Origin of the sequence: Sphingomonas mali NBRC 15500 (assembly GCF_001598415.1) — a bacterium.
GTDB classification, from domain to species: Bacteria; Pseudomonadota; Alphaproteobacteria; order Sphingomonadales; family Sphingomonadaceae; genus Sphingomonas; species Sphingomonas mali.
This window is the reverse complement of sequence record NZ_BCYX01000020.1, coordinates 35,888-50,647: the sequence shown is the minus strand read 5'-3', so window position 1 is coordinate 50,647 and position 14,760 is coordinate 35,888. Positions and strand designations below refer to the sequence as shown.

The window sequence follows — 14,760 nt, the reverse complement described above, 5'->3', positions numbered from 1 at the left end:
ATGAGCCCGAGCAGTCTTCGCGTCTGCGTCGTGGGTCTCGGTTATATCGGCTTGCCCACGGCGGCGGTAATCGCCCGCAGCGGCGCATCGGTGCTGGGCATCGACATCAGCCCGCACGTCGTCGAGACGATCAATGCCGGCCGTATCCATATCGAGGAAGCCAATCTCGAATCTCTGGTGCACGATATGGTTGCGACCGGCTCGTTGCGGGCGGCGCCCGCGCCAGAGCCCAGCGACGTGTTCGTGATCGCGGTGCCGACACCGTTCACCGACGGGCACGCGCCCGACATCAAATATGTCCTGACCGCGACTCGTTCGATCGCCCCGGCGGTGCGCAAGGGAAGTCTGGTGATCGTCGAATCGACCTGCCCGGTCGGCACTACCGAGGCGGTCCGCGACGTGCTCAAGGAAGCGCGCCCCGATCTCACTTTCCCCGATGGCGGCGATACGCCAACCGACGTCTGCGTCGCTTATTGCCCCGAACGCGTGCTGCCCGGAAAGATCCTCGAGGAACTGGTCAGCAACGATCGCTCGATCGGCGGTCTCAGCCCCGTCTGTGCCGATCGCGCGGTGGCCTTCTATAAGGGCTTCGTCGCCGGCGACTGCATCGCGACCACCGCACGCACCGCGGAAATGTGCAAGCTGGTCGAAAACTCGTTCCGCGACGTCAACATCGCTTTCGCCAACGAGCTGTCGATCGTCTGCGACACGCTTGATCTCGACGTCTGGGAAGTCATCCGGCTGGCCAACCGCCACCCCCGTGTCAACATCCTCCAGCCAGGCCCCGGCGTCGGCGGCCATTGCATCGCGGTCGACCCCTGGTTCATCGTCGACAGCGACCCAGAGAATGCCCGGCTGATCCGCACCGCGCGCGAGGTGAACGACGGCAAGGCGCATTACGTCTTCGCGCGTATCGCCGCGCTGGCCGACGCGCATCCCGATGCAGCGGTCGCCTGCCTGGGCCTGTCGTTCAAGGCGAACATCGACGATTTGCGCGAAAGCCCCGCGCTCGAAATCGCGCTGGAACTCGCGAAGAAATATGGCGACCGCGTCCGCGTGGTGGAGCCGCATGTCGACGCGCTGCCGCTGGCGTTCGACGGCACGGGCGCGACCAAGGCGACGCTCGATCAGGCGCTCGACGAATGCGGCGTGCTTGTCGTACTGGTCGACCATCACGAATTCCGTGGCGTCCCGGCCGACCGGCGCGCCGGCAAGGCAATCTACGACACGCGGGGCCTCTGGCCGGCCTGAGCGCCTTGGCTATTTCGCGCCGAACCCGCTGATCACCGTCCCGACCGTCTTCAGCAGGATCAGTAGGTCGAGCCAGCCCGAAAAGTGCTTGATGTAGAAGAAGTCGTAATTGAGCTTGTAATGGACCGAGGCAAGGTCCGCGACATGCCCCTGGTTGACTTGTGCCCAGCCGCTGATCCCCGGCCGCACGATATGGCGATACGAATAGAAGGGGATTTCCTGCTCGTACCAGGTCGACAGCGCGACGGCTTCGGGCCGCGGGCCGATCCAGCTCATCTCACCTTTGATGATGTTCCACATCTGCGGCAGCTCGTCGATCCGCGTCCGGCGCAGGAAGCGACCCAGGCGCGTCACGCGCTGATCGTCATCGGTGGTGATGAAGCCGTCGCGCGCCGCTTCCTCGGGCGTGCATTCGCGCATCGTGCGGAACTTCCACACCATGAACGGCCGGCCGCGATAACCCATTCGTTCCTGCTTGAAGAGCGCGGGCCCTTGCGAATCGATCTTCACCAGCAACGCGACCAATAGCATCGGCACGATCAGGAGCGGCAAGACGACCAGCGTGAGCAGCAGATCGAAACCGCGTTTCATCTTGCGATAAGCGAGATTGGGGAGCAGCGACCCAAAGCTGTTTTCCGACAGATGCTCGATCGATACGCGTCCGGTCAGCGATTCGCGGATCTGCTTGACGTGATAGACAGGGTGGCCGCTGACCGCGGCCTCGGCGAGCATGCGTTCCCAATCATCGTCATGGTCGTACCGCAGGTCAGCGACGATCACCGCCTCGCGCCCCGGCGGCATGACCGGCTCGGTCAGCGGAATCCATTCGACATTGGGAAGGTCGGTCAGTGCCGCGGTCTTGCCGAAGGGGACGATGTAAAAGGGTTTGGTCGTCGCGCGCAGCAGGTAGAAATGGATGGCGTATGACGTCATCGCCGAGAGCGCGAACGAGGTGCCCAGATAAGCGCGGCTATAGTCGAGACGCAGGAAAAAGAACGTCGCGAACACCAGCCCATAGGATGTCGCATAGGTCGGGATGATGTAGCTGAACACGCGCGATCCGGGGAACGCAGTCACCCGTCGCAGCAGGAAAAGCCCAAGCACGGCTCCGGTCGCGGCGCCAAGAACGACATTGTCGACTCCTCCGACGAGGGTCGCCGCGTTGGGATTCTCCAGAAGGATCGGGCGGCTGATCAGCATGCTCGGCACGAGCACGGCCAGCGCCAGCACCGCGAAGGCCTCGACGCGAAAGGACTCGAAGATGCTCGATCGCGGGCGCGTCGCTGCCTTGGCCCGGCTCATCAGCATGTGACCAATTCCCCTTAAAGTCGCTGCGGCACGGTTGTTACGGTGCGTTACACCCGGACAGTGGCCCGAGTCCATTGATCTGGCGCAACACTCATTGCGAGTTCAGATCATCTGGTGGCGCGATCGCACCGCCTCGGGATACTAGATCCGCGATCCGCGCGCGTTCGATTTCGACCGCACGCACGCGGTCCGACCATGGCGGATGCGTCGCGCTCGGAAACAAGCCGCCCAGCCGCTGCGCCTGGAACCGCCGCCACAGCATGACCGCCGCACCGGGATCGAATCCCGCCCGCGCCATCAAATAAGGCATCAGCCGGTCGGCTTGAAGCTCATGCAAACGTTGCACTTTCGCCTCCGCCTTGCGATGCCCCAGGGCGTTATGCGCGAGTTCGTGGGCGAGGATCGCGGCCAGTTCGTCGGGTGTCTTTGCGAACCCCGCCATCCGCGTCGACAATTGCACCCATGTGCCGTTCGCGACCGCGTCGGCATAGTCGCCCGGCACCAATTGGAACCGCGCCTTGCAGGCGGCGATGCCGATCAGGTCGACCGTCAGCCGCTGGCCATCGCGCTCGATCGTCAGCCGCGCTTTACCGTCGGCCAGCGCCGTATCGAGCGCGGTCATCGCCGCCTCGACGCCAGCGAATCGTCCATCGACCGAGGCCGGCGGCGCCACCGCGAACGGCGCACCATCGGCATCGACCAGCACGTCTCCCGGCTTGAGCCCGGCGCGCTCGGCGGGCGATCCCGCCACGACCAGCGCGACGGTCGGGCCATCGCGCAGCCCCAGCACCTCTCGCGCGGCGGGCCGGAACGCCGCGCCATATTGACCCAATGTCTCGATCAGCATGCCGCTGTCGACCATATGCTCGACGCATAGATCGACATTGGCGGTCGCCATCCGATAGCCGATCGTCGCCACCGCAATGTCCTGCTGGAGCAGGGCACGGACGACCGAGGTCGCCTGGTCGTCGGCGGACGGCCCGGCGGCGATCAGGACAAAAGCAAGCAATGGCCTTAACGGCTTGATCATCCTCGGTCGCTAGCCGAGACGCGGGATTCAAGCCAGCTTGGCCGTTGCCGGCTTCGCCGCTAAGGGCCGGTGGTCCGGGGGAAGCGGGTGCCGAGCGCGCCCATCCGCTCCGGCGTTGCGAAGGAGCGCGTGTGAAGCTTGTCGTCGTCGGCCTGGGTTATGTCGGCCTGCCTTTAGCCATCGCGCTCGCTCGCCATTTCGAGGTCTGGGGTGTCGACATCGACGCCGGCCGCATCGCCGAACTGACGCAGGGCCATGACCGGACCGGCGAAATCGACCAAGCCACGCTCGACGCTTCGACCCTCAATTACACGTCCGACCCATCGGCCTGCCCTGCGGCGAGCGCCTATATCGTCACCGTTCCCACCCCGATCGACGCCGACAAGCGCCCCGACCTTGGCGCGGTAATGGGCGCGACGCGGATGGTCGCCAGGATGATCGACCCCGCGGAGCGTCCCACGATCATCTACGAAAGCACCGTCTATCCCGGCGTCACCGAGGATATCTGTGGGCCCGAGATCGAGCAGGTATCGGGCCTGGTGCGCGGCCGCGACTTCACGCTCGGCTATTCGCCCGAGCGCATCAATCCCGGTGATCGCGAACATACCGTCGACCGCATCGTCAAGGTCATCGCTGGCGAGGACGACGCCACCACCGACCGGCTTGAGGCAATCTACGGCAAGGTCACCTCGGCCGGCGTGTTCCGCGCCGCGTCGATCAAGGCCGCCGAAGCCGCCAAGGCGATCGAGAATGCTCAGCGCGACATCAACATCGCCTTCATGAACGAGATCGCACGGATTTTCGGAGCGATCGATCTGTCGGTGTGGGACGTGCTGGCGGCGGCGAAGACCAAGTGGAATTTCCTGCCCTTCCAACCCGGGCTGGTCGGCGGCCACTGTATCGGCGTCGACCCCTATTATCTCAGCCACCTTGCGGAAGAGGTCGGCCATGACCCCCGCGTCATCCTGGCGGGGCGCGGCACCAACGACGGCATGGCGGACTGGATCGCAAAGCAAATCCACGCACGCACCGGCAAGGCGGGTTCGGCCCTGGTGCTTGGGCTTACCTTCAAGGAAAATGTCCCCGATTTGCGCAATTCCAAGGTTGCCGAACTGGTGACCGCGCTCGGCGCACACGGGCACGACGTCACCGTCCACGACCCGATGGCCGACCCCGCCGAGGCGACGCACGAATATGGCATCACGCTCGACGGCGACGCGCTGAGTCGCAGCTACGACCTCGTCGTGCTCGCCGTTCCGCACAAGACTTACCTCGAAATGGACGGTGGATTGGCTCGATTGGTCGCCCCAGGCGGTCTGTTTGCCGATATCAAGAACGGCGTCCCCGAAATGACCGGCACAGCGCGCTGGACGCTTTAGGAGTAATTTGATGCGCGTACTCGTCACCGGCGCGGCCGGATTCATCGGCAGTTGGGTGATCCGGCGATTGCTCGACCGCGGCGACATCGTGATCGGCATCGACAACCTCAACGATTATTATTCGGTCGACCTCAAGCGCGACCGCGTTGCGCTGATCCACGGACTCAACACCAACCGGTTCGAATTCATCCAGGTCGATTTCGCCGATCACGAAGCGCTCGAGGCGGCGCTTGCGGGCAAGGAGTTCGACCGCATCGTCCATCTGGGCGCGCAGGCGGGCGTCCGTTATTCGATCGACAACCCCCGCGCCTATGTACAGTCGAACCTGGTCGGGCATCTCAATGTGATGGAGGTCGCTCGACACCGTAAGGTCGAGCACCTCGTCTACGCCTCGTCCTCATCCGTCTATGGCGGCAACGACCAACTCCCCTTCCGCGTCGAGGATCGCGTCGATCACCCGCTATCGCTCTATGCCGCGACCAAGAAGGCCGACGAGCTGATGAGCGAGACCTATGCCAGCCTCTATCGGCTGCCGCAGACAGGCCTGCGCTTCTTCACCGTCTATGGCCCCTGGGGCCGCCCCGACATGGCGATGTGGATCTTCACCAAGGCGATCCTCGAAGGCCGTCCGATCCCGGTGTTCAACAATGGCGATATGCGCCGCGACTTCACCTATATCGACGATATCGTGACGGGCGTGGTGTCGTGCCTCGATTCGGCGCCCAAGGACGATGGCGAAGAAAAAGCCGGCGGCAGCCGCACGCCCCATGCCATCTACAATATCGGCAACCACCGCTCCGAAGAGCTCGGCAAGATGATCGACCTGATCGAAAATGCCTGCGGTGTGAAGGCGATCCGCGACTATCAGCCGATGCAGCCCGGCGACGTGCCCGCGACCTATGCCGATATCAGCGCGATCGAACGCGATCTGGGGTTCAGTCCGACGACGCCGATCGAGGTCGGGGTGCCGAACTTCGTGTCATGGTACCGGGAATATCACGGGGTCTGATCGGCGTCAGCGGCGGACGGCGAGCAGCGCGCGGCGGCCGGGGGCGAATGGATTGAGGCGCGCGGGCGCCATCAGCTCGAATCCATATCCGGAGAGGAAATCGAGCACCGCCTCCTTGTCGTCGAACTCGTCGAGATAGACGGCCGCGACCCGCTCCGCCTCGAACATGCCGCGTGCACCTTCGAGCACGTCCAGTTCCATTTGCTCGACGTCGATCTTGATCACCAGTCTGCCCGGCAGATCGAAACTGTCCAGCCGTCGCGCGGTGACAGTGAAGCCGCGCCCGGCGATATGCGCGCGGCCCGCATGGTCGCGGCGCGTCGCGATCCCCGACACCGCGCCGGTCGCGAAGTCGAGTTCGCCAGCCTCGGCCGCCAGCGCGACATTGATGGCGTCGAACCCGAAGCGTTCGGCGTTGACCGCGAGCCGTGCGAACGTCGCCGGATCGGCCTCGAACGCGATCACGCGAAAATCGCGGAACAGCCGCTGCGCGTCGGCGATGACCGAGGAGAAAATGCCGATATTGGCGCCGATATCGACAAAGGTGACGCCATCGCCGAGCATCATGCTGACCCGCTGCATCACCAGCGTTTCGTCGCGCAACAGGCTGTTGGCGCGCGCCAACCTCGATGCACGATAGTAACCGTTCTCCCGCAACGCGTTGATCCTGACCTTCCGCTTGAACAGCACGACATCCAGGTCGCGCGCGCCATGGCGCAGCCGCGTCAGCCATTCGCGCAGCCGCGGCCGCTCGTTGATCTGCTTCTGGATCAGCCGCAGCCGGTCGAACCGATGCCGCGTCACGCCGCGATCTGCTCGATCAGCCAATCGTTCGCGACGCAATCGATCACCAGATGGACACGGTCGGCGTCGCCGTCATTGGTCACCGCATGCGGATCGGACAGACGCAGATACCAGGCCTCGCCGGGCGCCATCGCGACCGGCACACGGTTCAGCAGGAAAGTCACGCCGGGATTGGTGGTGATCGGGATGTGCAGCCGTGCCTGCCCCCAATCGGCCGCCAGATCGTAATCCTCATGCTCCTTGATCCGCGATCCCGGTGTCAGCCGCATCAGCCGCACGACCTTCAACGGGCAAGCGAAAGCCGCCATGACCTCGCGGAAGTAAGGCGTACGGTCGAGGATCGCGGCATCGACGAATTCGGTCGCATCGGGCGGCGACGCGGCTTGCATGATCGGATGCGTCGCGCCAGCCTGATGGCGCAGCGGCAGGACAGCCCATTGCCCTTCGTAATTCTGCCGGACGAAGTGGTCGGTCCACGCCATCGCCTCGACCGCCGCCAGATCGGCCTGCAACCGCGCCGGGTCGAACGCCAGCGCCAACCGGGCGCGGTCGGGCAGCGTCAAGGCCGGTTGTTGCGTCCAGTCGGTCAGGATAGGCTCCCCTCGGCCGCGTGCCCCTGGGCGGCCGGTATCAACTTTATGCCCCCTCACCTCCGATTGCCAAGCGCCCGATGTCCGATAGTCATCCCGACGCCACTCGAACAGCGCGTCGCACTGTTGCGCGGCAGCGACGTGGGACGCCAAGTCGCCGAGGACAAACGTCGCAGTGACGGCACGGCTGTCGGCGCCGTCAACGAAGCGTATCTCGACGGCATGCGTCGGGAGCTGACGGCATTGGCCGCCCCACGGCTAGTGTCTTGAACGGCTTCGCGGTCCTTCGTATGCCCGGTCCGCAATCGCGGGGGGATGCGATGTACTCGTATCGCGTATCGGGGCTAGAAGTCGCCAGTGAAGTCGAGCTTCCCGGCTTGATTCCGGGCGACCCGGACAGCGCGCCCGACGTGACGATCCGCCGCGCGGCCGTACCCAAGTCCCTCGATGGCGCGAACGCGATCGGTCCGACCTGGCAGCGCACCGACGGACGTTTCCTGATGCATGTCCCGCATGTCGCGCGTTTTCTGCTGGAGGGAGGACATTCGATCGCCTTCGAGGCGGAGGATGATGCCGAATTGCAGGATGTGGCGGTGTTCCTGTCAGGCAGCGTGTTCGGCGTGCTCCTCCACCAGCGCAATCATATCGTCCTCCATGCCAGCGCAGTGCTGGTCGGCGGCAAGGCGGTGCTGTTTTGCGGACAGTCCGGCGCAGGCAAGTCCACACTGGCCGCTGCGCTTGGTGAGCATGACTATTCGCTCATTGCCGATGACCAATGTGCGATCGAGATCGGCAATGACGGCATTCCCCGCATCCAGCCCGACGGTCGCCAGCTACGGCTGTGGGAAAAGAGCATCAACCAACTCGGCCTCGACGAGCGGCGCGGAGATCCGATGCGCAATCGGCTGCGTAAATTCTATGTCGAGCCTGTCGCCGCCAGCGATGCGGCAGTGCCGATCGGCGCGGTCTATGCGCTGCTCGAAATACGCGGGCAGCAGCAGTCCGATATCGAGCAGCCCAACGTCGTCGATGCGACCAGATTGCTCGTCGCCAACGCCTATCGTCCGTTGCTAGTCCATCGGCTGGATCAGCGGGAAATCTATTTCCGTGCCGCCGCCGCCCTCGCTGCGACCTCAGGCATTTTCCGGTTGAAGCGGCAATTCGAGTTCGACGAGATGCCGGCGACGATCGCGATGCTGCGGACGCACTGGGCGGATATCGGGCTGGGGGACGCGGCACCGTGATTCCCACGATCTGGCTGGCTTCCTATCCAAAGTCGGGCAACACCTGGTTCCGCATCCTGGTCGCGAATTTGTGGTCGAACAGCGATAGTCCGGTCGACATCAATCTGATTGAAAGCACCGATCCGATCGCCAGCGCCCGCAATCCGTTCGATCAGCAAACGCTGATCGATTCGTCGCTGATGACGAATGACGAGATCGACCGGCTGCGTCCCGCAATCTACGCCTATGCCGCTTCGGGTGAAACCTTGGCCGACCCCGACGATCCATGTTTTCCGGTGCGCTTCGTCAAGGCGCACGATGCCTATACGCTAACCGATAGTGGCGAGCCGATCATGGCGGGCGCGCGGGGCGCTGCCGGCGCGATCCTGTTCGTCCGCGATCCGCGCGATGTCGCTTCGTCCTTCGCGCACCACATGCACTGTTCGATCGACACCGCGATCAGCCGCATGGCAGACCCCGATTTCTGCTTCGCGTCGTCGTCGGACCGGCTCGACCGCCAATTCCGTCAGCGCCTGCTCGGCTGGAGCGGCTTTGCCAGTAGTTGGCTCGATCAGCATGACATCCCCGTCCATCTGATCCGCTATGAAGACATGCTCGCCGATACCGCCGCGATCTTGCTCGCCGCGCTTCGCTTTGCCGGAACCGAAGCCGACCAAACGCGGCTCGACCGCGCGATCGCCTTCGCCTCAATCGATGAATTGCGGCGCCAGGAAGCAGAAAGCGGCTTTCGCGAAGCGCCGCGCAAGGTCGATAGCTTTTTCCGCCGCGGAACCGCCGGTGGGTGGCGCGACGACCTTTCGCACGATCAAATCGCCCGAATCGAACGCGATCATGGCATCATGATGGACCGACTGGGCTATAGCCGGTCGGCTACTCAGACGGAGAGGGAATGATGATCCATCGCGACGGCGACTGGCTCGCCGCCAAGGTCGGCGACGAACTTGTGATGATGAGTGCCGCCAAGGGCAATTATATCGGCCTGTCGGCGGTCGGCGCGCGTATCTGGGAATTGATCGAAACCCCACAGACGGTCGAATCGCTCTGCGCCGCCCTGATCGAGGAATATGATGTCGACCCCGCGACCTGTCGTGCGGAGGTCGACTCCTTTCTCGCCACGCTCGGCCAGCACAATGCGATCCGCATCGAGGAAGGCGCATGAATCAACCGCCATCGACGACACCGGGCGCGCAATGATGGCGGCGATCGGGTGAGCGCGATCTGCGGAATCGTGCGATTCGACGGCGCCGACGTTTCGCCGCGCTGCGTCGACCGCATGACCCAAGCCATGAAGCATCGCGGTGCCGACGGCATCGAGACCGTCGAGCTCGGCCGTCTCGCGCTCGGTCATTGCCTGATGCAGGTCAATCGCGAGGATATCAGCGAAGCGCAGCCGATCATTGCCCGCGACGCCGTGCTCGTCGCAGACCTACGGCTGGACAATCGCGACGAGCTCGCCGTCACACTCGGCATTGCCGACACCGATCTTGCGATGCTGCCCGACAGCGAAGTACTGCTCGCTGCCTGGCGCCGCTGGGGTGACGATTGTGCCCGTCATCTGCTCGGCGATTTCGCTTTCGCGATCTGGGACCGCGCGAAGGGCACTTTGCTGCTCGGCCGCGATCACATGGGTCAGCGCGTGATCCATTATCATTTGGGCAACGGCTTTCTCGCCTTCGCCACCGAACTCGCCGGTCTGTTCACAGCCGATGACGTGCCGCGACGGGTGAACGAGGACGAACTGGCTCGCCGCCTACTGATGTCGACCGAGCGCGTAGAAGGCGAACTGATCTACGCCGATATCAACGTATTGCCCGGCGGTACCACGCTGTCCCTGACGTCCGAAGGTCGCGCGACCGTCGAGCGTTATTGGGAGCCGCATGCCAATCCCGCACATTCCGGCCGCGACGACGCCTATTATCTCGCCACTTATCGCTCGACGGTCGAGGAAGCCGTGGCGTGTCGGCTGCGCCGGTTGATCGACCCGCCTTCGCTGTTGTTCAGCGGCGGATTCGACAGCGGCATCATTGCGGCGGCGGCCGGACCGATCGTCGCCGACCGGGGATGGACGCTTACCTGCATCGCGTCGGTCCTCCCGGAGGATGACCCGCGCCGCAATGCTCGCCCTGCCGTCGAGGCATTCAGGGGCCTGCCCGGCCTTGACCTGCGATTTTACGTGCGCGGTGAGGAAACCAGCTATGATGATCTCGAGGCGAGCTTCGACCGGACTTTCCGTCACCAGCCGCCCAGCATCGTCCGTTCCCGTATCGGTGAGATGGCGCGGGTCGCGGGATCCCGGCTGATCCTGGATGGTCATGGTGGTGATTACACCGTCAACCAATATGACCAGGCGATGCTCGGCGCCATTTTGCGCCGTGGCGAGATCCGCCGTTTCATGCGCGAATTTCGCGCGCGAATGCGGTTCACGGGTTGGTCTGCGACGCGCGTGATCGGCCGCGATGTGATCAGTGCGCTGGTGCCGCAACGGATCCGCAGGCCGTGGCGTGTTGCAGTCAACCGCTTTCTACCGGCTTGGCAACGACGCGGCGTGCGGCGAGATTTCGCGGCGTGGGCCTTTGCCAGCGGCGCGGTCAGCGGGCGCGCCCTACGGGACGGCTTCCGCCCCGGCCCACGCTGGCGTGCGCGGTGGCTGGAGTCGTGCCGTCGAGTGTCGGCCGATGGCGCCGGCAGCAATTACATCGCCATGACCCCAGACCTGGATCTAACTCGTCCGTTTCACGACAAGCGCATCGTAGAATTGGGCTGCGCCTTGCCCGATCGTCTGCTGTTCCGGGATGGACGCGAGCGATGGCTCGCCCGCACCGCCTTTGCCGATCTTCTGCCAGCCGCCTTGATTCGCCGGATGCCGGGCAATGATCGAGAGCAGCCGGATTTGCTCGCCATGGACATTCAGGCCGCGCCGGCGATGCTTTCAGCACTCGACAATGTGCGGGAAGACGATGCAATCGCGCGCTACATCGATGTCGAAGCGCTCGCTGCGATGGTGCGCAATGGAGCGTCGGAAGAACGACTGAGCGAGCGCATCCGCCTGACCTTTGCGATGAGGGCGCTCGCAACGGCGCGCTTCCTCGCATGGCTCGACCGGAGCAATCGTTGACACGCCCCTAGACGATCATGATCCGATGCTCGACGCTGTATAGACCACGTCGATGCCGCCGGAATTGAAGTTCGACAAGGTCTCACGCTGCGCGGATCCAACGATCACTATCGGCGTTTCCCAGCGCTTGCGCTCGTTCGAGGGCGCCAGCTCGAAAGAAGGTGAGTCGACAGACGACATCGCAAAAGCCCCCCGAATAATGCGCATGACGGTAACGCCATGTTCAGCTGGCATTCTTGCGCCGAGTCGGGCCGGGTGGTCAAGTCGGATGACATTCCGGCAAAGAAATTACATGCCATTTTGGACCGACTTCAAGGACACATTGCCCGTCGGATGCTTTTTTTGCTTGGTCAGCTAGGAATGCCCTAGAAAACCCTCTATCGATCTTAATCGATGCCGCCCGGGGGGGGGAGCATCGACTCGCCCCCTCCGCGTACTGAATAAAAAGCGAGAGGCTGGAACATGACAGAACCATTCCTTGGCGAAATCAGGATCTTCTCGTTCAATTTCGCGCCCAAAGGCTGGGCGATGTGCAACGGTCAGTTGTTGTCAATCAATCAGAACCAGGCCCTGTTCTCAATCCTAGGCACGACCTATGGCGGCAACGGCGTCAACATTTTCGCGCTGCCTAATCTGCAGGGGCGGGCGCCGATCCATTGGGGTCAAGGCTCTGGCCTATCCACCGTTGTACTCGGGCAGGTAGCGGGTGAAGAAAGTCACACCCTGATCAGCACGGAAATGCCGTCGCATACTCATAGCTTCGCTGCGACCACGCTGCCCGCGACTAAGAGGGCGGTCAATGGCGGCATCTTCGCGGACGATATCGATGCGCAGGCGGTCGATTATTTCGCGACGTTCAACGCGCCGAATTCTTCCTACGTCCCCCTCAACCCGCTCAGCATGCCCAACCAGGGCGGGGGCCAGCCGCACAACAATATGCAACCTTATCTGGTGCTCAACATCTGTATCGCGCTTCAAGGTATCTTCCCCTCGCGCAATTGATCGGAACCGCGCAAGATCGCGAATGAGAGGCTCACAATGGCGTTTCCTTATATTGGTGAAATCAGGATGTTTGGCGGCAATTTCGCGCCACTCGGTTTTGCGTTCTGCAGCGGGCAGAGCACGCCGATCTCGCAGAACGACACATTGTTCCAGCTCATCGGCACCACCTATGGCGGCGATGGCCAGTCCACCTTCAATCTTCCTGATCTTCAGGGCCGGATTCCGCTTCATATGGGTACCGGCGTCGGACTTTCGACGCGCGTCATCGGAGAGGCAGCCGGCACCGAACAGGTGACGTTGACTATCGGCCAATTGCCAAATCACGGTCACCGGCCGGTCGCGAACAACGTCGATCCGACCAACGACGCGCCCGCCTCCAACACCATGCCATGCCGACCCAAACAGGCGATCGGCGGAAATTCGGCCCAACTTTATACTGATCCGAGCAAGACTCCGGTCGCCGGCGACTTGAAGCCGATGTTGGCCGGCATCATCGGCGCCACGGGGAACAGCCAGCCGCATGATAACATGATGCCCTACCTGTGCATCAATTTCATCATCTCGCTGCAAGGCATTTACCCATCCCAGAATTGACGCGGAAGGACTAATAATGGCCGATCCTTACGTTGCCGAAATCCGCATGTTCGCTGGCAATTTCGCGCCCATTGGCTGGGCTCTGTGCAATGGCCAGCTACTCCCTATCTCGCAGAATACGGCATTGTTCTCGTTGCTCGGCACGACCTACGGCGGCAACGGAACGACGAATTTCCAATTGCCGGATCTGCAGGGTCGTGCGCCGATGCATCCGGGCAACGGCCCCGGCCTGACTCCGCGCGACCTTGGCGAAACGGGCGGTGAGAATAACGTCACGCTGCTGACAACGGAAATGCCGGCGCACACTCACCCGATTTCGGGCGCGGTGATCGCGAATTCCAACCCGGGCGAAACGCCGAGTACGAACTCGCTGTTCACCAATTCGTCGCCCAATCAGCTCTATGCCGCCGCCGCGCCCACCAGTCAGATTCCGCTGGCCCCCCAGTCGATCTCGCTGGCCGGCGGGTCGCAGCCGCACAACAATAGTCAGCCGTATCTGGCGGTCACCTTCATCATCGCGCTGCAAGGCGTCTTTCCGGCGCGTAACTGATCGACCCATCATGACCGAAACCGTTGGGCCTCCGGCATTTTCGCTGCCGGAGGCTTTGCTGTCCAAGGGCTTTTCGCTTCGGCCGGAAACCGATGATGATTTGCCTTTCCTGATGCAGCTCTTCGCGTCCACGCGCGCCGATGAGCTTGCTCTCGTGCCGTGGTCCGAGGAGCAGAAGCGCGCCTTTCTGATCCAACAGTTCAGTGCGCAGCGGAAGCATTATCGCTCTTTCCTGGCCGATACGAGGTACGATGTGCTCGAACGCGATGGCGTTCCCGTCGGCCGGCTTTATCTCAACGAGCGGCGCACCCGCGCCCATATCGTCGACATCGCGCTGATGCCCGGCAGCCGCGCCAATGGCATCGGCACCGCGATCATCACCGCTCTTCAGGACTATGCCCGGGCGCGAGGCAAGGGGGTCGACATCTTCGTCGAACGCACCAATCCGGCGAGATCGCTCTACAATCGAATGGGATTCAACGTGATCCGCGAAGAGGATATCTATCTGGAAATGGACTGGGCGCCCGACGGCCTCAGTTGAATGTCGCGCAATAATCGACTCCAGCGTCGCTCTTCGCTGCTGGCACCAGGAAGATATCCTGCTCGCCCAACACCGGATGCGTCAGCTGATAGAGCCCCTGCGGAAAGACGTCCTGCGTCGCGACACTGAACGTCAGCTGGAACGGATCGCGGAAGTCGCCGAAACCGGGTTTATGGCTCAGTACCTTGACCTCGGTCAGCGTGAAGTGAATCAATACCGAATCGTCCTCCGCCGGCACCGTGAAGTCGGTGCCCACATGCGGCGCGAAATCCTCGTGCGTCAGCCGTTCCTGCGACATCTCTTCCCCCGTCATCGTGTCGCTTTCACTGGCCCAAGCGCGATC

At 63.1% G+C, this 14,760-nt stretch carries 17 protein-coding genes; 11 read left to right on the top strand and 6 right to left on the bottom strand.

Annotated features, from left to right (window positions below):
• Positions 1 to 1,251, top strand: coding sequence for a UDP-N-acetyl-D-mannosamine dehydrogenase (wecC, locus tag SMA01S_RS14920; protein WP_066823908.1), 1,251 nt, complete (start codon positions 1 to 3; stop codon positions 1,249 to 1,251).
• 9 nt (positions 1,252 to 1,260) lie between these two features.
• On the opposite strand, the gene SMA01S_RS14915 is transcribed toward wecC, so the two are convergent.
• Together SMA01S_RS14915 and SMA01S_RS14910 are read right to left on the bottom strand one after the other, a co-directional pair.
• Positions 1,261 to 2,559: a sugar transferase gene (locus SMA01S_RS14915; protein WP_169804245.1), complete on the bottom strand. Its 1,299-nt coding sequence runs from the start codon at positions 2,557 to 2,559 to the stop codon at positions 1,261 to 1,263.
• A gap of 91 nt (positions 2,560 to 2,650) precedes the next feature.
• Positions 2,651 to 3,589: a M48 family metallopeptidase gene (locus tag SMA01S_RS14910; RefSeq protein WP_066823906.1), complete on the bottom strand. Its 939-nt coding sequence runs from the start codon at positions 3,587 to 3,589 to the stop codon at positions 2,651 to 2,653.
• A 131-nt stretch (positions 3,590 to 3,720) separates the two neighbouring features.
• On the opposite strand from SMA01S_RS14910, the gene SMA01S_RS14905 reads away from it, so the two are divergent.
• Together SMA01S_RS14905 and SMA01S_RS14900 are read left to right on the top strand one after the other, a co-directional pair.
• Positions 3,721 to 4,968, top strand: coding sequence for a nucleotide sugar dehydrogenase (locus tag SMA01S_RS14905; protein ID WP_066823903.1), 1,248 nt, complete (start codon positions 3,721 to 3,723; stop codon positions 4,966 to 4,968).
• Positions 4,969 to 4,978: 10 nt separating this feature from the next.
• On the top strand, positions 4,979 to 5,977 hold the full coding sequence (locus tag SMA01S_RS14900) for an NAD-dependent epimerase/dehydratase family protein (RefSeq protein WP_066823899.1): 999 nt from the start codon (positions 4,979 to 4,981) through the stop codon (positions 5,975 to 5,977).
• 6 nt (positions 5,978 to 5,983) lie between these two features.
• On the opposite strand, the gene SMA01S_RS14895 is transcribed toward SMA01S_RS14900, so the two are convergent.
• Together SMA01S_RS14895 and SMA01S_RS14890 are read right to left on the bottom strand one after the other, a co-directional pair.
• Entirely contained in the window at positions 5,984 to 6,781 is a 798-nt protein-coding gene (locus SMA01S_RS14895; protein ID WP_066823896.1) for an FkbM family methyltransferase, read from the bottom strand.
• Positions 6,778 to 7,344 carry an aspartyl/asparaginyl beta-hydroxylase domain-containing protein gene (locus SMA01S_RS14890; protein ID WP_066823893.1) on the bottom strand — a complete coding sequence of 189 codons (567 nt, stop codon included), beginning with the start codon at positions 7,342 to 7,344 and terminating at the stop codon, positions 6,778 to 6,780. Before SMA01S_RS14890 ends, SMA01S_RS14895 begins: the two co-directional genes overlap by 4 nt.
• Positions 7,345 to 7,691: 347 nt before the next feature.
• Here SMA01S_RS14890 and SMA01S_RS24865 point away from each other — a divergent pair, with 347 nt between their 5' ends.
• Genes SMA01S_RS24865 through SMA01S_RS14870 form a run of 4 tightly spaced genes read left to right on the top strand, consistent with a single transcriptional unit; the run spans position 7,692 to position 11,730 of the window.
• The gene (locus SMA01S_RS24865; RefSeq protein ID WP_066823890.1) at positions 7,692 to 8,615 is read left to right on the top strand and encodes a hypothetical protein; all 924 of its coding nucleotides are present in this window, start codon (positions 7,692 to 7,694) and stop codon (positions 8,613 to 8,615) included.
• Positions 8,612 to 9,508, top strand: coding sequence for a sulfotransferase domain-containing protein (locus SMA01S_RS14880; RefSeq protein ID WP_066823879.1), 897 nt, complete (start codon positions 8,612 to 8,614; stop codon positions 9,506 to 9,508). Before SMA01S_RS24865 ends, SMA01S_RS14880 begins: the two co-directional genes overlap by 4 nt.
• Positions 9,508 to 9,774, top strand: a complete 267-nt coding sequence (locus tag SMA01S_RS14875; protein ID WP_218016905.1) for a PqqD family peptide modification chaperone — start codon at positions 9,508 to 9,510, stop codon at positions 9,772 to 9,774. Before SMA01S_RS14880 ends, SMA01S_RS14875 begins: the two co-directional genes overlap by 1 nt.
• Positions 9,775 to 9,822: 48 nt before the next feature.
• Complete coding sequence (locus SMA01S_RS14870; RefSeq protein ID WP_066823872.1) at positions 9,823 to 11,730, top strand: asparagine synthase-related protein; 1,908 nt, start codon at positions 9,823 to 9,825, stop codon at positions 11,728 to 11,730.
• 15 nt (positions 11,731 to 11,745) lie between these two features.
• Here the strand turns inward: SMA01S_RS14870 and SMA01S_RS24605 are convergent, their stop codons facing one another.
• Positions 11,746 to 11,964, bottom strand: coding sequence for a hypothetical protein (locus tag SMA01S_RS24605; protein ID WP_157093962.1), 219 nt, complete (start codon positions 11,962 to 11,964; stop codon positions 11,746 to 11,748).
• A 228-nt stretch (positions 11,965 to 12,192) separates the two neighbouring features.
• Here SMA01S_RS24605 and SMA01S_RS14865 point away from each other — a divergent pair, with 228 nt between their 5' ends.
• Genes SMA01S_RS14865 through SMA01S_RS14850 form a run of 4 tightly spaced genes read left to right on the top strand, consistent with a single transcriptional unit; the run spans position 12,193 to position 14,417 of the window.
• Positions 12,193 to 12,732, top strand: a complete 540-nt coding sequence (locus SMA01S_RS14865) for a phage tail protein (RefSeq protein WP_066823864.1) — start codon at positions 12,193 to 12,195, stop codon at positions 12,730 to 12,732.
• Positions 12,733 to 12,768: 36 nt separating this feature from the next.
• Entirely contained in the window at positions 12,769 to 13,326 is a 558-nt protein-coding gene (locus tag SMA01S_RS14860) for a phage tail protein (protein WP_066823862.1), read from the top strand.
• A 16-nt stretch (positions 13,327 to 13,342) separates the two neighbouring features.
• Positions 13,343 to 13,876 carry a phage tail protein gene (locus tag SMA01S_RS14855; protein WP_066823860.1) on the top strand — a complete coding sequence of 178 codons (534 nt, stop codon included), beginning with the start codon at positions 13,343 to 13,345 and terminating at the stop codon, positions 13,874 to 13,876.
• Between the two features lie 10 nt (positions 13,877 to 13,886).
• Positions 13,887 to 14,417 carry a GNAT family N-acetyltransferase gene (locus SMA01S_RS14850; protein WP_084250329.1) on the top strand — a complete coding sequence of 177 codons (531 nt, stop codon included), beginning with the start codon at positions 13,887 to 13,889 and terminating at the stop codon, positions 14,415 to 14,417.
• Here the strand turns inward: SMA01S_RS14850 and SMA01S_RS14845 are convergent.
• The gene (locus SMA01S_RS14845) at positions 14,410 to 14,730 is read right to left on the bottom strand and encodes a DUF6916 family protein (protein ID WP_157093961.1); all 321 of its coding nucleotides are present in this window, start codon (positions 14,728 to 14,730) and stop codon (positions 14,410 to 14,412) included. The two genes, SMA01S_RS14850 and SMA01S_RS14845, sit on opposite strands and share 8 nt — an antisense overlap.
• Positions 14,731 to 14,760: the final 30 nt, after the last annotated feature.

What these genes read in the sequence shown, in the direction of transcription:
- wecC (WP_066823908.1), top strand. Translation starts at nt 1, where the DNA reads ATGAGCCCGAGCAGTCTTCGCGTCTGCGTCGTGGGTCTCGGTTATATC.
- SMA01S_RS14915 (WP_169804245.1), bottom strand. Translation starts at nt 2,559, where the DNA reads ATGCTGATGAGCCGGGCCAAGGCAGCGACGCGCCCGCGATCGAGCATC.
- SMA01S_RS14910 (WP_066823906.1), bottom strand. Translation starts at nt 3,589, where the DNA reads ATGATCAAGCCGTTAAGGCCATTGCTTGCTTTTGTCCTGATCGCCGCC.
- SMA01S_RS14900 (WP_066823899.1), top strand. Translation starts at nt 4,979, where the DNA reads ATGCGCGTACTCGTCACCGGCGCGGCCGGATTCATCGGCAGTTGGGTG.
- SMA01S_RS24865 (WP_066823890.1), top strand. Translation starts at nt 7,692, where the DNA reads ATGTACTCGTATCGCGTATCGGGGCTAGAAGTCGCCAGTGAAGTCGAG.
- SMA01S_RS14875 (WP_218016905.1), top strand. Translation starts at nt 9,508, where the DNA reads ATGATCCATCGCGACGGCGACTGGCTCGCCGCCAAGGTCGGCGACGAA.
- SMA01S_RS24605 (WP_157093962.1), bottom strand. Translation starts at nt 11,964, where the DNA reads ATGCCAGCTGAACATGGCGTTACCGTCATGCGCATTATTCGGGGGGCT.
- SMA01S_RS14865 (WP_066823864.1), top strand. Translation starts at nt 12,193, where the DNA reads ATGACAGAACCATTCCTTGGCGAAATCAGGATCTTCTCGTTCAATTTC.
- SMA01S_RS14860 (WP_066823862.1), top strand. Translation starts at nt 12,769, where the DNA reads ATGGCGTTTCCTTATATTGGTGAAATCAGGATGTTTGGCGGCAATTTC.
- SMA01S_RS14855 (WP_066823860.1), top strand. Translation starts at nt 13,343, where the DNA reads ATGGCCGATCCTTACGTTGCCGAAATCCGCATGTTCGCTGGCAATTTC.
- SMA01S_RS14850 (WP_084250329.1), top strand. Translation starts at nt 13,887, where the DNA reads ATGACCGAAACCGTTGGGCCTCCGGCATTTTCGCTGCCGGAGGCTTTG.
- SMA01S_RS14845 (WP_157093961.1), bottom strand. Translation starts at nt 14,730, where the DNA reads ATGACGGGGGAAGAGATGTCGCAGGAACGGCTGACGCACGAGGATTTC.